Source organism: Paenibacillus hodogayensis, from assembly GCF_039536325.1.
Classification (GTDB): domain Bacteria; phylum Bacillota; class Bacilli; order Paenibacillales; family NBRC-103111; genus Paenibacillus_AB; species Paenibacillus_AB hodogayensis.
Genome location: NZ_BAAAYO010000010.1, coordinates 335210 through 348724 on the forward strand (window position 1 = coordinate 335210; position 13515 = coordinate 348724).

Below are 13515 nucleotides of genomic sequence, written 5' to 3' on the forward strand. Positions count from 1 at the left end.
AGGAAAACGCTCTTCGCCGTTTCCTTCCGGTCTTTTATTGGACAGCGCGCTGCGACCCGTTGAATGACTCTGCTGACCCTTCTGTTATCCATTTGAAGCCCTTCCAACCCAACAACCCCGAGTCAAGCAAAGATGCGACCTTTGACGAAGTCATAGCCCGATGTTACTCCTTCTCGTCGCCCCCGCTCTTGCTGCCACCCTTTTCCTGATCTTGGCTTTTCGAAGCTTTATCGCTCTGCTTTTTCTTTTTCTCCGCTTCCTTCTCGGCTTTCTCCTGCTCCTGGAGCTGATACTGCCGCATTTCCTTATACATCTTGTACTGCCGCTTCAACTCCTCATCAATCGCGCTGGGCTGGCTTCCTTGCTGCTGCTGCGCTTTGGACTTGTCTTTCCCTTCCGTCTTCCCTCCGCATCCCGTCAGAGCGACGCTCAGAGCGAGCGTCAATCCAAGAGCTGCCGCCGTCAAACGGCCTGTTCCGATTCCGCTGTTTCGCAAGGCGATCCCTCCTCGTTTTAGGAGTAGGATTCCCTATCCGTCACAGTCCATGCATGAAAAAAAGCCGCGGAGCGACCGTTCGGGTCGTCCGCAGCTTCCGATGACTCGACGCAAGAGCGCCTGGCTTATCAGCCTTCATCTTTATTGACGTTGCTGTTCCCTTCCGGAGCGGCTGCCGGCTGGACCGGGAGCGATGCCACAGGGAACGGGACCGATGCGGCTTTCGGCGCACCGCTGCCGGCGATTTTGCTCGTCAGCCCTTTGACCAATTGGTCAAGGTCGATGCCGGATACGCTCTTGAGCATTTCCGGTGCTGTTGCCATAAGCGAAGTGACGTAGTTGCTGACACGAGCGGCTCCTTCGCCGTGTCCCGTATCGACGACCGTCAGCTTGTCGATCGCAGAGATCGGCTCGGCCACTTTGCCGGCCAGTTCCGGCAGCATTTTTACGATAATGTCGAGGATTGCCGCTTCGCCGAATTTCTCGAACGCCTCGGCCAGCTTTTGTTTCGCTTCCGCTTCGGCCAGACCGCGCAGCCGGATGACTTCGGCGTCCGCTGTCCCTTTGGCCCGCTCCGCATCGGCGATGGCCATACCTTCGAGCCGTTTCTGCTCAGCTTTCGCCTTCGCTTCGGCCTCGATCGTATACTGCATCGCGTCGGCTTCGCGCAGACGGCGCGCCTTGTCCGCTTCCGCCGCCTGCTCGACCGCATAGCGGTCCGCGTCGGCTTTCTTCTTCACTTCGGCGTCGTACTGCTTCTCGCGGCGCAAAATTTCTTTGCCTTCCATATCGATCTCACGCTCTTTGCGGACGAGCTCGACCTTCATCTGCTCTTCGACCACGCTTTGCTTCGAACGCGCCTCCTGGATGTAATAAGCCTGATCCGCTTCGGCCTTCGCCATATCCTGGTCTTTTTTAAACGCCGCGGTCTTCAATTCCTTCTCCTTGGCGGCTTCCGCGATGTTCGTGTCGCGCAGCAGCTCCGCCTTCATCCCTTGCTCCTCGGCGTTTGCTTTCTGTATGCGCGCGTCCCGTACCGCCTCGGCTTCGGCAATCTCGGCGTCGCGCTTCACTGCGGCGATCCGCGGCTTCCCTAGCGAATCGAGATAGCCGTGCTTGTCGCGGACATCCTTGATCGTGAAGGAGACGATCTGCAGCCCCATCTTCTTCAAATCTTTGGCGGCAACGCCTTGCACTTCCTGCGCGAATCTGTCGCGGTTGCGGTACACTTCCTCTACCGTCATCGAGCCCAGGATCGAGCGAAGATGGCCTTCCAGCACTTCCTGAGCCTCGCTCTTCAGCGCTTCCGTCGGCTTGCCCATGAACTGCTCGGCCGCCGTTGCCACGTCCTCTACGGAGCCGCCGATTTTAATAATCGCCACGGCGTCGGTCATGACCGGGACGCCCTGCTCGGTATACACCTCGGGGGTGGAGACATCCAGCTTATGCGATAAGAGCGATAAAAATTCCGCATTCTGGAATATCGGCAGGATGAACGCTCCGCCTCCCCGTACGATTTTGATACGTCGCCCGGATTCGTCGACGAGCGTATTTTTGCTGCCGAGAAATGAACCCGTTACGATCATCGCCTGATCCGGGCTGACCGTCTTGTAGCGGGCCCAGAACGCCAAGCCCAGCACGATAATAACCGCAATCACCACTCCGGGGACGACCAACGCTTCAGTAAATTCCATTCCATCTCTCCTCCCTGTTATTGACTGTCTCTCAGGCCCGTGTCTTTGTCCAGACGGCTGACGAATAACGTATCTTCCCGGACCTCCACGATTACGACCCGCGCACCCGCTTCCAGCGTATCGCCGTCAAAGCTGGCGGCGATCTGGTTCGTATGCGAATGTCCGATCTTGACCATCACTTCGCCGTAGCCTTTTGGCGGCACCGGGACGAGCACTTCGCCGATTCGTCCGGCCAGCTCGCGGATCGAGAAGCCCGTGGAGTTCTCGCTGTTTTCCATCGGCCGCACGTAGACCACATAGACAAGCGCGCCGACCGCGATCCCCGCGGCCGCTCCCAACGCGACGTCCAGTGCCGCCGGCAGCTGCGTGTAATGCAGAAGGAGCAGGCCCGCTCCTCCGAAAGCCGTAATCGCGCTGACCACGACCATCGGGCGAATTTTGCGCAGCTGATCCACGGACAAAAAATCGAGGACGCCGTCCACCGCGTTGCTGATCAGATCTCCGAATATGACGGTGACGACGGCAAACATAACGCCTCCGGCCAGGCAAGCCCAAAACAGTTGCTCCACGTCGCTCCCCTCCCGATTTCCTTTCACGTACATTTTTCCAAAGTGTACACAACCTTGCCAGTCAATTAGTAATACGCGCCCGGCGATGTCAAGTTTCACAATTTCGACAAAAATGTCGTTTCGCCGACCGCGGCAATGGCGAAGCGAACGGACAAGGGGTATAATGAAACTTATTCGACAAGATGGCGGGGAGCTTTTAGACATGCGCAAACAAACGAAGAAGCTTCATCCGATCTGGCTCATCCTCCGCCTTCTGCTGTCGGCCTTACTTCTTGCAGGCTTATACGTCGGCAGCATGAGCTGGATGATTATGCATACGTGGAAAACGTCGCGAGGGTCCCCGGCAGACTGCATCATCGTACTCGGAGCCGCCGTCTGGAACGGCAAGCCGAGCCCGGCGCTGCGCGAGAGACTCGATGTCGCGCTTGACGCCTGGAATCATAAGCTGGCCCCCATGATTATCGCGACCGGCGGCATCGGGCTGCCCGGCGAACCTTCCGAGGCTTCCGTCATCAAATCGTATCTGGCAGCCCGGGGCGTTCCCGCGGAAGCCATTCTGGTCGAGGACAATTCCCGCAACACGCGGGAAAATCTGGCCAACAGCCAGGAACTGATGCGCGAGCACGATATGCGCAGCGCCGTTCTGGTGACGCACGGCTATCACGCCCTGCGGGCCCGTATGACAGCCGAAACGCTCGGTATCCCCTCAACGGTGGAGCCGGTGCAAATCAAGCCGCTGCGGCTCGCCTACTATACGCTGCGGGAATGCGGAGGCATCGCTTATTTGCTGGCGACCACGTCCCCTCTGCGCTCGTTTCGCGCTTTTTGGTGAAAGGAGGTACGTCATGACCGAATCCATTGAAATCCGTCCTTACCGTATCCATGATTACGAAGAGCTTGTCGCCATTCAACGGGAAGCTTTTCCCCCGCCGTTCCCGGAAGAGCTGTGGTGGCGGAAGGAGCAAATTGCCGCTCATGAGGACGTGTATCCGCAAGGCGCCATGATCGCCTTCTGCGACGGAATCGCAGCGGGCTCCGCTACATCCTTGATCGTCACCCATACCGGGCGCCCGCATACATGGGTCGACATATCCGACAACGGCTGTATCCGCAACACCCATGAGCCGCTCGGGGACAGCTTGTACGGCATCGATCTGTGCGTCCGCCCGGCCTTCCGGTCGCGGGGCATTGCCGCAGCGCTGTACGAGGCGCGCAAGCAGTTGGTCGTCCGCTCCGGACTGAAGCGATTTCTGGCCGGATGCCGCATTCCGGGCTTCTGCCGGTACGCAGACCGGATGGACGCGGACGAATACGTGCGGCGGGTGGCGGCGGGCGAGTATAAAGATCTCGTCCTGTCGTTTATGCTGCGGCAAGGATTGAGACCTATCCAGGTGTTGGACGATTATGTAGAGGACGAGGAGTCGCTCCATAAAGCGGTGCTTGTCGAATGGACCAACCCGGCTTTCGCCGAATCCACGGAAAGGAAGGGACAGCTGATATGAAAACGAGCAGCATTGCCGCCGTCCAGTACGGCATCGGACCGCTCCGTTCCGAGAACGAGTTCTGGAACCGTATTCGCCGTCACGTCGCCAAGGCGCAAACGCAAGGAGCCGGACTAATCGTGTTTCCCGAATATTTGACCGGTCATTTGCTTTCCCTCGCCTCGGCCATGAATAACGAGCAGGCATGCGAATATTTGCATCGCTTTACCGATGAATATAAATCGCGTTTCGTCCGGATGAGCCGCGAAACCGGACTGATGATTTTGGCCGGTACCCACATTCACCGCGAAGGCGCCCCCAGCGGCCCTTCGGGAGCGGCGGCTTACTACAACGAAGCGTTTCTGTTTTTCCCCGACGGACGAATCGAAGGGTATAAAAAAATCCACCTTACCCCGGAGGAGCGCCGGGCTTGGCCCTTGCTGGCGGGCGACCGCTACACCGTGCTCGATACGGAAATGGGGCGGATAGCGATGCAAATCTGCTACGATATCGAATTTCCGGAAAGCACGCGGATTGTAGCCGATATGGGCGCGGAAATTATTTTGTGTCCGTCCTACACCGATGCGGCCGCGGGCTATTGGCGGGTCCGTCATTGCAGTCAGGCGCGGGCGGTCGAGAATCAGCTGTATGTCGTGCTGAGCGGGCTGGTCGGGCAAATGCCGGGGGTGGAGCAGGTCGACGCCGGGTACTGTCAAGCCGGGGTGTTTGCCCCGTGCGACAAACCGTTTCCGGATAACGGCATTATCGCCGTCGGTTCGCCCAATCGCAACGGACTCGTTACCGGAGCGGCGGATTTGGCTCTGCTCGCGCAAAACCGCGCCGAGGGCGGGGTTTCCCCGTTCTACGACCGCCGGCCCGAGCTGTATGCTTCCGCCGCTACACGGCTCCCTTCCTCCTAATCGGGAGAAGCTCCCGGCCGTTATACGGTCGGACGCCGGTGCACGTAATACACATAAATGTGCTGAATGATTACTTTCAATACCGCAAAGCACGGCACGGCCAAAATAAGGCCCACAATGCCGGCCAGCTCGCCCCCGACAAGCAGGGCGAATATGATAAGCAGCGGGTGCATGTGCAGCGTCCGTCCGACCACTTGGGGGGAAATAACGTTTCCCTCCAATATTTGCACGAGCAAATTGACGAAGACGACGAACAGCACCATTTTGAACGATACCGTGGAGGCCATTACAATGGCCGGCGCCGCTCCGAAAAAAGGTCCGAGGTACGGGATTATGTTAAAGACGGCTACGATGCTGGCCAACAGCAATGCATACGGCATGCCGATCAGCCAATACCCGATATAGGCGAGCAGGCCGACAAGGATGCAGACGATAAATTGCCCGCGGATGTAATTGCCCAGCGCCGTGTCGATATCGATCACCAGCTTGATCGCATTCGTCCGGTGAGCGCGCGGCACGGTCGCCAGCATCGTCTTCTCGATAACCCGATAATCCTTCAATATGTAAAACGCGAGAAACGGCACGATAAAGGCGATCATCAGCATATTGATCGTGCTGCCGATTCCGTCGACGAAGTTGGAAATAAACGTCGAGAGTCCTTCATCCGCCTTCATCAAAGCATTGTTGATGCCGCTCCGCACCCCTTCGGGCAGCATCCGGTTGTCGTTCAAACCATCTACCAGCCCTTGGGCGCGCATCGTCAGTTCGGGCATATGTTCGTTCAGCTCCCCGATCTGGTCGACGAAAATCGGCGTCAAGTTCATGACCACCACGACGAGCGACGTTATAAACACGGCGTAGATAAGCAGCACGGCGGCCGTTCTCGGCACTTTCCGTTCGTTGAGCATCCGCACGACCGGATTGAGCACATAAGAAATGATAAGAGCAATCAGGAAGGGCGCCAGTACCGCCTTCAAAAAACCGTAAGCCGTCGATAGCAGCGGCTCGATCTGCTGCATCATAAACAGAACGGCAAGCCCGAGCAGCACGTAGACGAGCGTGACGAACAGCTTGCTTTTTAAAAACTTCTCCATCGGTTTTGGCCCCCTTTCCCATCGGTACATTACAGTATATGTACAACCCCGTCGAGTTCATTCAAAATAAACCTAGAGAGCCAACGGCACCGTCAACGAGCATACTTGCAATCGGAAGCGTCAAAAAACGGAGAGAGAATCAAAAAGACGGAACTGTCAGGGGCTATAAGACAAAAGAAGACATCGGCCCAAATATTGAAGGGCAGATGTCTTTTCATTCCATTTTTTGTAACTAATTCCCCAAGTTGCTCATGAATACATCATCCAGCCAGGCCATCCCGTTGGCTGCCGTATCCATCTGGAAGACGATCTCCAGCTTAACAGTGGCAGGCTGTGTCGTAAATGTCACCTCATAGGGGCTCCAGTCGGATTGTTTGGCCGCCTCCACGAAGTTTTGGCGTACCGTACTTCCCGACGCGTTGATTTCCCTCACGCCGAAAGCTACGCTGCCCGCAGACGATTCATTTTTGATCCAGCCTTTCAGCGTAAACGCGTCTCCCGGCGAAACTATGATCGGATAGATGGTCGTATTGACGCGTATCATCGCATTCTGACTATTCGGCTGGAGCCGGACCGAGCTATTCCCTCTATGCGACACATCGTGCACCCATGCCGCATCGGCGCTTCTCAGCGCCCATCCGTCGGGCTTGACGCCCGATGCGTCGGGAGCCTCGAAATCGCCATTGCGTACCCGGTTGCGCTGCTTCTGCATATAAACGTCGTCCAGCCAGGCATCTCCGTTCGCATAGACGTCCATAAGGAAAACGATTTCGACCTTGACTGTAGCCGGCTGGGCGGTGAACGCCACCTCGTACCTTCTCCAGTCGGACGCTTTGGCCGCGGTTGCGAAGTTTTGCCGCACGGTTCCTCCCGATGCGTTCACTTCCCGGACTCCAAACACAACGGTGCCGGCGGTAGAAGCATTTTTCATCCAGCCTTGAAGCAAATAGGTTTCCCCCGGCGTCACGTCGATCGCATAGCCCGACGTATTGATCCGGTTATTGGCGTTGGCGGCGTCCGGCGATAAGCGAACGGCATAGCTTCCGCTGCGGTACGTTCGGAAATCCCAGACGCCGGATGAACGCAAGGACCATCCTTCCAAAGAGCCCAGCTTCGGATGGGGTTCGAAGCTGCCGTTCACGACTTTGTTATCGTCCACCTGAACAAGCAGCGCAGCGGATGCCTCATAGGCGCCGCCCGACCCGGCATGCAGCGCGATGGAGTAATTCCCCTCTTCGACCGAGGCGTCCGCATAGACCGTTCCTTGAACCGTCATGACTCCGCGGGCAGCCAATATGGCAGACGAGGCGTTCAGACTGACCGCAAGCCCTCCGGCGCCGGGCGATTGAACCGTCAGCTCTACTGGAACAGACGCTCCCGAACCATTGGACAGCTCCAGCGTAAACGGATAGGCGCCGGGCTGCTTGATGTTCAGCAGGTCCGGACCCACCTTCATTTGAATGCGCGGCTTCCCTTCGTACGTTCGGCTTTGGACAAGGGTGACCGGGATCCCTTTATAGACGAAACTCGCCTTCATCCGCAAGGACCATGGACCGGCTGCTTCGTCGGCGACAGCAAACGTCTTCGCAAACGAGACGCTGTCGCCAGCCGCCAGCGTACCGACATTCTCGACGGCAAAGCCACTTTCTTGCTCGACCGTCACGACCATATTCGCAAAGGCGGCATCCGCTTGATTGCGCACATAAACCGATACGGTCACGCTATCGTCGGCCACGACCGGCTGCGCCGTCACCTGCAGCTCCGTTTCCGCCAAGGTAGCGGCCATTCCGTGAAGCGTCTCGTTCGCGACGGCGATGCGATCCAGCAAAAGGTCCCGCTTACCCTCCAAGGTTGCGTCTACCTGCTCGCGCACCCACTCGTTTAGCAAGCGTAACTTCTCACGGGCCAGAAGCGCGTTCCAGACCGCAGCCCCTGTATCGTCCAGAGCAAGCTTTTGTTCAAGCTGTTCCAGAAGGGAGACTATTTCGGACGTTTGCAGCCTCCAGTCGTTTTCGAAAATTTGGCCGGACGCTTCCTCCATGACAGACAAGGAGCGATCGGCTGCAGTCGTGAACGGGGTCAACCGGAAGACGACGGTCTGCTCCGCGCCAAGAGTCAGCTCCAGTTCCTCGCCCGTGCTGCCTCCCGAGACCGGCGGGCTTCCGAATATGCGCTCGTAGCCGTAACCGCTCCCATCCAGCGGTACGGACAGCGTCCGAGGCTCCTTCGTCAAATTGAGCGCAACGACGTAGCGCTCGTCCCCGTGGCGCCAAAGCCCCCATTGCGTAGAAGTGCCAAGGACTCCGTCTATTTTCTCCGAGTCCGTCACAAGCGTAGAGATGAGCTCCAGTTCCTCGCGGAAGTCCACAAGCCCCGACCACAGCTCGGACGTGGCCAGATTCCAGCCCGGATCGCGCAAGGAATAGTAGCCTAGCCCGGTAGCGCCCGACAATACGCCTTGATAGGCCATGTTGCGTATCTCTTCGATCGTGGGCAAATACGACCAGACCGTTCCCGGGACACGGAATGCCTGCAGCAGCGACCAGATCGGCTTGCCGTGCCCGACCGCACGTTCGGCCGCCTGCACATGCTCGGTCAAGGTCGCGATTGGACTTCTCGGCAAAGGATAATGATCGATCACAAATACGTCGGTCGCCTTGGCCGCAATATCGTAGTCCTCCGCGCTGATCTCGACCATATACGTCGCGTGAAGCGGGTCCAGCGTCCGCACGCTTCGGTACGCATCCAGAAGCTCCGTCAAAGGAATCCCGTTCGGCGTCGGCTCATCCATAATCATCCAGGCCAGGACGGCCGGATGCGTTTTAAACCGGTTGACCAGCCGGGCGAGCAAATCCGCGTTTTCCTTGACCTTCATGTTCGGATACAACGGCACGATCACCTTCAGGCCGTAGAGCTGGGCGGCATCCAGCGTATTTTGCAGAACCGCCTCGCTTGTCGTAACTTTCCCCTGGACGGTATTCACCCCGATCTCCTTCACCCGGGCAAAGTCGCCAATATCCACGTGATACATGATGATGGGATAAAAGGGCTCGCCATCCACCAGAATCGGTCCGTTTTGAGGCAGCGCGACGGGGCGCTCCCAGCGGTATACCTCCTTTCGCTCCTGCTCGACGATTTGCCCGCTGCCGTTGCGAAGCGTCGCTTCCACCTCGTACGGCTTGCGGACATTCAGCAGGCTTAATAGGAACGGAATGTCCAGATGCGGTGCCGCAGCGATACCCATGCTTTGGAATACGACGGCTTGCGTCTCCTTGTCGGCAATCCGAATATCCGCCGTCCATGGCCCTTCCGCATCGGCCGTTTTTTGCAAATCAAGCCGTACATGGCCTTCCGTCCAATCCGTATAATAAAATTGGTGGTCGAGAGCGAACGTCATGGAAGGCTTTGGCTTGCTCATCCGCATCGACACCTCGTCGAAGAAGACGGTCCCCGTACCGTACAGGCGCAAGTACATATACGCGTACCGGGCTCCTCGGGGAGCGGTCGTCTCCTCCTTGTAAGCCTGCCAGTCGCCGGTTAGTCGGGAAGCGTCAAGGGAGTAGCCCGAGGCGTTGATCCAGTTTTCGCCGGTATTTTGGTAGCCTTTGTAATATTCGACCTTGTAGCCCGCACTCTGAGTCACGCCGGTCGCCTTGATGAAGGAAGAGAGCTCGTACGTGACGCCCTCCTCCACCGGGACAATCTGAACCACCCACGGGTTGTTGGTCGTAGCCGTCTGTATCGAGATTCCGTACTGCCCGGCATATGCCGCAGCCGCCGACCGAGCGATGCCGCCGTTCCAGTTGTCGTTCATTGCCTTCCAGTGAAGAGGAATGCCGTTCGCTTCCTCTTCAAAGCCGCCGTTGAGCACCAGCGAAACGGGCTCGGTTCCATATACGGCGTCGTACACCGCACCCGTCACGCCGTCCGACTGCCGCCCCTCCTGCGAGCCTGCCGCCCCGACCAGGGTTGCCGATTGCAGGACAAGCGCGAGAATAAGAAGCATAGCGGTCCATCTTGACAAGCCTTTGTGTACCAATCGCATAAGGATTTCCTCCTAATAAGCGGATATGAGCCGGCTGTCATCCCTTGATGCCTGTCGAAGCCATGCCTTGAATGAATTGCTTTTGCGCCAGCAAAAACAGCACAATGACGGGAAGCGTCACGATGACAGCCCCTGCCATAATGAGCGGCGTTTCCGAAGGCTGCAGGTTGGAGCGCAGGAACAGCAGTCCGAGCGGCAGCGTAAATAGCTTCTTATCCTGCAGATACAGCAAAGGGCCAAGCGTGTTGCTCCATGCGCCGATAAACGTAAAGACCGCCAGCGCTGACAAGGCTGGCCGCGAAAGCGGGAAATAGATACGCCACAGCACGCTCCACGGACGATAACCGTCGACGATCGCCGCCTCGAACATTTCCTTGGGCAAGCTTTTGTAAAATTGGTGCATCAGAAAAATACCGAACGCTCCTCCGAGAAAGCTCGGGACGATGAGCGGAAAGTACGTGTCGAACGCGTGCAGGTTTTTCCAGATGAAGTACGTCGGCACCAGGGTCACCTGCGCAGGCAAAATGAGCGTGGACAGCATTGCCATATAAATGGGCGTTTTCATGCGGAACTGGAACATGGCCAGCCCGAATCCGACCATTGCGCAGGACAGCAGCGTGCCGACGAGATCGGCAATAACCACGACGGTGCTGTTGAACATATAGCGGGCAAAGTTGACCTTCGTCCATGCGGCGACGTAATGCTCCAGCGTGATCGGGTTGGGAATCCAACTGGGCGGAAGCTCCAGCACCTTGGCCCCGGTCTTGAACGAGGTTGCCACCATCCAGTAGAACGGGATGAACATCGCGAGCGCCCCTATGCCGATGACCACGTGCTGCAGCAGCGATTTGGCGATACGCGAGCTATTCATAGTGCACCCACCTCTTCTCCATCATCCGCTGAAGCAGCGTAATGCCCAAGATCAATATAAAAAGCAGCCAGGCCGTAGTCGACGCCGGTCCCATCTTGAAGGTCATGAACGCATCCCGGTAAATGAGAATGTTGGTCGTCAACAGCTGATCCTTCACCGTTGCCGGCGAGTCTAGCATGACGAGGAACACGTCGAAGGCATGGAAGGCCGAAATGGTCGACAGGATCAGCACCATGTACACCATCGGCGATACAAGCGGAATGACAATGTTCGTGAACATTTTCCATTTCGGACAGCCGTCCATTTCCGCCGCTTCGTAGATTTCTTTCGAAATGTTCTGCATGCCGGCCAGCAAAATCACCATGGAGGAGCCGACGCCCTTCCAGACGTTGGCGACGGCGATACTCGCGATCACCACCCACCAGTGCGGGTTGTCCAAAAATTTGTAAGGACCGAACCCCACATAGCCCGCTATCAAGTTCAATAGCCCAAAATTGGAATCCAGGAGCCACTTCCATAGAAGGCCGCCGGCGATCCAAGGCGTCACCACCGGCAAAAAGTAAAGCACCCGGTACAAACCTTTGGCGCGGATGGACTGGTTCAGCACATAAGCCGCAATCAAGGCAAAAAACGTTTGCAGCGGCACAAACAGAAGGGCAAAATAAACGATATTGCGCAGCGAATACCAGAAGGGAGCTTCTTGGACGACTTGTATCCAATTGGCCGCCCCGATCCACCGCGGCGGATTGAACATATCCCAATCGGTAAACGTCAAGTACAGCGAGTACAGAAACGGAAAAGCCGAAAAGAGCAGAAAACCGAGCACAAACGGGGAAGTCAGAATGTAGCCCCAGTGGTTATACTTATGCAACGCGCATGTCTCCAATCATCAAGCCTCTCGGTGCCCGGTCCGGAGGACAGGGCGCCGATCGGACGTTGTTACTTGTTCTTGTCGAGCACGGCCTGAATTTTCTCCTGAATTTCCTTTGCTCCTTGCTCGGGCGTTTTGCGCTGCTGATAGATTTCGGTGAAGATCGGCTGCGCAGCCAGACGCCATTCTTGCCAGGACGGGTTCTCGTCTGTCGTCGTCCCCGCTTCCGCCACCCCGTCAGCGTAAGCCTTCTTGTTCTGAGGACGGGTCGTCGGATCCAGCTTCGCTTCCGCACTCTTCTTCACCGGCAAGGCATTGCCGCTCTTCGCCAATGTCTCCTGCGCTTCGTCGCTCAAGTAATACTGGAGAAACTGCCATGCCGCATCCTTGACCTCCTGCGACGCCCTGGAGTAGACCACCCAGGAGTTGGTGACGAGGGGAACGACGCGCTTGCCGTCCATGCCTTTCGGCATAGGCGCCGCATCGTAATCCAGATCGGGGTAGTTTTTCGCATAGATCAGCTGGTTGCTGTACTGGGAGAATAGCATAGCGATTTTGCCGCTGCCGAACATCTGCGCCTCTCCGCCTCCTGCCTTCAAAATATCCTCCGTGGGGGAAATGCCTTCCTTGACGACGCTCACCCATTTGTCCAGCCCCTGAATCGTCTTCGGATCGGTAACGATCGCTTTCGTCTTCGTCTCGTCGAGTATGCCGCCCCCGTAAATTTTCGACCATGGGAACCACCCCACCGTAATGGAGGAAGCGACATTAAAGCCGTAGAAGTCGGTCTTGCCGTCGCCGTTCGTATCCTTCGTCAGCTTTTTCGCCGCATCCAGCATATCCTGGTACGTCCAGTTGTTCGTGGGCGCCGGAATGCCGTTATCCGCAAACAGCTTTTTGTTGTAAACAAGCGTCGCCGGATTCAAGCCGTGAGGGACGCCCCATACGCTGCCATCGGCCGTTTGCGCGGCGAACAGCCCTTTGTTGTAATCGTCCTGCTTCAGATCGCGCTTGATGTAGGGAGCGAGGTTTTCGGCGGCGCCGCGCTTTCCGTAGCCGAGAATGACCGCATTTTCCTGAAACCACACGTCCGGCGGATTGCCGGCAGCGACCTGGGCCGTAATTTTTTGCGAAAAATCGGACCACGGCGACTCGTCGATCTTCAGCTTGATATGCGGGTATTTGGCCTGAAATCCGTCGATGATCTCTTTTTTGGTAATGTCGTAGGCGCCGGGCAGCCCGATCTTGAGCGTCACCTCCTTCGGAGCAGACGTACCGGCCGACTTCCCTTCTTGCCCGGTCTTACCGCTTGTTTCGTTTCCCCCGCACGCGCTCAATGATAGCGCTATCAACGGTACTAAAGCCAAAACGCTCTTCTCTCTCCATGCTTTCATGCGAAATCCCCTTCCGTATTGGATATACAGCGACCCTTGGCTTGCTCGGGGCGATTCGCCTAGATTCGCTTCCCGCCATG

Annotated in this window: 11 protein-coding genes; 3 read left to right on the forward strand and 8 right to left on the reverse strand. The window is 57.2% G+C overall.

Features of this window, described 5'->3' with window-relative positions; all coding sequences use genetic code 11:
* Nucleotides 1–163: 163 nt before the first annotated feature.
* The 3 genes from ABD796_RS20575 to ABD796_RS20585 all read right to left on the reverse strand — a co-directional run bounded on the left by ABD796_RS20575 (nt 164) and on the right by ABD796_RS20585 (nt 2759).
* Nucleotides 164–496, reverse strand: a complete 333-nt coding sequence (locus ABD796_RS20575; protein WP_344911206.1) for a hypothetical protein — start codon at nt 494–496, stop codon at nt 164–166.
* 128 nt (nt 497–624) lie between these two features.
* Nucleotides 625–2190: a flotillin lipid rafts scaffold protein FloT gene (floT, locus tag ABD796_RS20580; RefSeq protein ID WP_344911208.1), complete on the reverse strand. Its 1566-nt coding sequence runs from the start codon at nt 2188–2190 to the stop codon at nt 625–627.
* A gap of 17 nt (nt 2191–2207) precedes the next feature.
* The gene (locus tag ABD796_RS20585) at nt 2208–2759 is read right to left on the reverse strand and encodes an NfeD family membrane protein (RefSeq protein ID WP_344911210.1); all 552 of its coding nucleotides are present in this window, start codon (nt 2757–2759) and stop codon (nt 2208–2210) included.
* Nucleotides 2760–2961: 202 nt separating this feature from the next.
* Between ABD796_RS20585 and ABD796_RS20590 the strand changes: the two genes are divergently transcribed.
* From ABD796_RS20590 to ABD796_RS20600, 3 genes are read left to right on the forward strand one after another with little or no spacing between them, the layout of a single operon-like run.
* Complete coding sequence (locus ABD796_RS20590; protein ID WP_344911212.1) at nt 2962–3591, forward strand: YdcF family protein; 630 nt, start codon at nt 2962–2964, stop codon at nt 3589–3591.
* Between the two features lie 13 nt (nt 3592–3604).
* Nucleotides 3605–4261: a GNAT family N-acetyltransferase gene (locus ABD796_RS20595; RefSeq protein WP_344911214.1), complete on the forward strand. Its 657-nt coding sequence runs from the start codon at nt 3605–3607 to the stop codon at nt 4259–4261.
* Nucleotides 4258–5160 carry a carbon-nitrogen hydrolase family protein gene (locus ABD796_RS20600; protein ID WP_344911216.1) on the forward strand — a complete coding sequence of 301 codons (903 nt, stop codon included), beginning with the start codon at nt 4258–4260 and terminating at the stop codon, nt 5158–5160. Before ABD796_RS20595 ends, ABD796_RS20600 begins: the two co-directional genes overlap by 4 nt.
* A 20-nt stretch (nt 5161–5180) precedes the next feature.
* Here ABD796_RS20600 and ABD796_RS20605 read toward each other — a convergent pair whose 3' ends face one another.
* The 5 genes from ABD796_RS20605 to ABD796_RS20625 form a co-directional block, all read right to left on the reverse strand.
* Entirely contained in the window at nt 5181–6254 is a 1074-nt protein-coding gene (locus ABD796_RS20605) for an AI-2E family transporter (RefSeq protein WP_344911218.1), read from the reverse strand.
* A 232-nt stretch (nt 6255–6486) separates the two neighbouring features.
* A complete protein-coding gene (locus ABD796_RS20610) occupies nt 6487–10299 on the reverse strand; it encodes a carbohydrate binding domain-containing protein (RefSeq protein ID WP_344911220.1) in 3813 nt (1270 codons plus the stop codon).
* Nucleotides 10300–10336: 37 nt separating this feature from the next.
* Nucleotides 10337–11170, reverse strand: coding sequence for a carbohydrate ABC transporter permease (locus ABD796_RS20615; RefSeq protein ID WP_344911222.1), 834 nt, complete (start codon nt 11168–11170; stop codon nt 10337–10339).
* Entirely contained in the window at nt 11163–12041 is an 879-nt protein-coding gene (locus ABD796_RS20620; protein WP_344911224.1) for a carbohydrate ABC transporter permease, read from the reverse strand. The genes ABD796_RS20615 and ABD796_RS20620 overlap by 8 nt, the downstream gene beginning before the upstream one ends.
* Nucleotides 12042–12109: 68 nt before the next feature.
* Nucleotides 12110–13435, reverse strand: a complete 1326-nt coding sequence (locus ABD796_RS20625) for an ABC transporter substrate-binding protein (RefSeq protein WP_344911227.1) — start codon at nt 13433–13435, stop codon at nt 12110–12112.
* Nucleotides 13436–13515: the final 80 nt, after the last annotated feature.

Bases quoted from the DNA above. Each gene is read 5' to 3' on its own strand.
- floT (WP_344911208.1), bottom strand. From the start codon at position 2,190: ATGGAATTTACTGAAGCGTTGGTCGTCCCCGGAGTGGTGATTGCGGTT.
- ABD796_RS20590 (WP_344911212.1), top strand. From the start codon at position 2,962: ATGCGCAAACAAACGAAGAAGCTTCATCCGATCTGGCTCATCCTCCGC.
- ABD796_RS20595 (WP_344911214.1), top strand. From the start codon at position 3,605: ATGACCGAATCCATTGAAATCCGTCCTTACCGTATCCATGATTACGAA.
- ABD796_RS20600 (WP_344911216.1), top strand. From the start codon at position 4,258: ATGAAAACGAGCAGCATTGCCGCCGTCCAGTACGGCATCGGACCGCTC.
- ABD796_RS20605 (WP_344911218.1), bottom strand. From the start codon at position 6,254: ATGGAGAAGTTTTTAAAAAGCAAGCTGTTCGTCACGCTCGTCTACGTG.
- ABD796_RS20610 (WP_344911220.1), bottom strand. From the start codon at position 10,299: ATGCGATTGGTACACAAAGGCTTGTCAAGATGGACCGCTATGCTTCTT.
- ABD796_RS20615 (WP_344911222.1), bottom strand. From the start codon at position 11,170: ATGAATAGCTCGCGTATCGCCAAATCGCTGCTGCAGCACGTGGTCATC.
- ABD796_RS20625 (WP_344911227.1), bottom strand. From the start codon at position 13,435: ATGAAAGCATGGAGAGAGAAGAGCGTTTTGGCTTTAGTACCGTTGATA.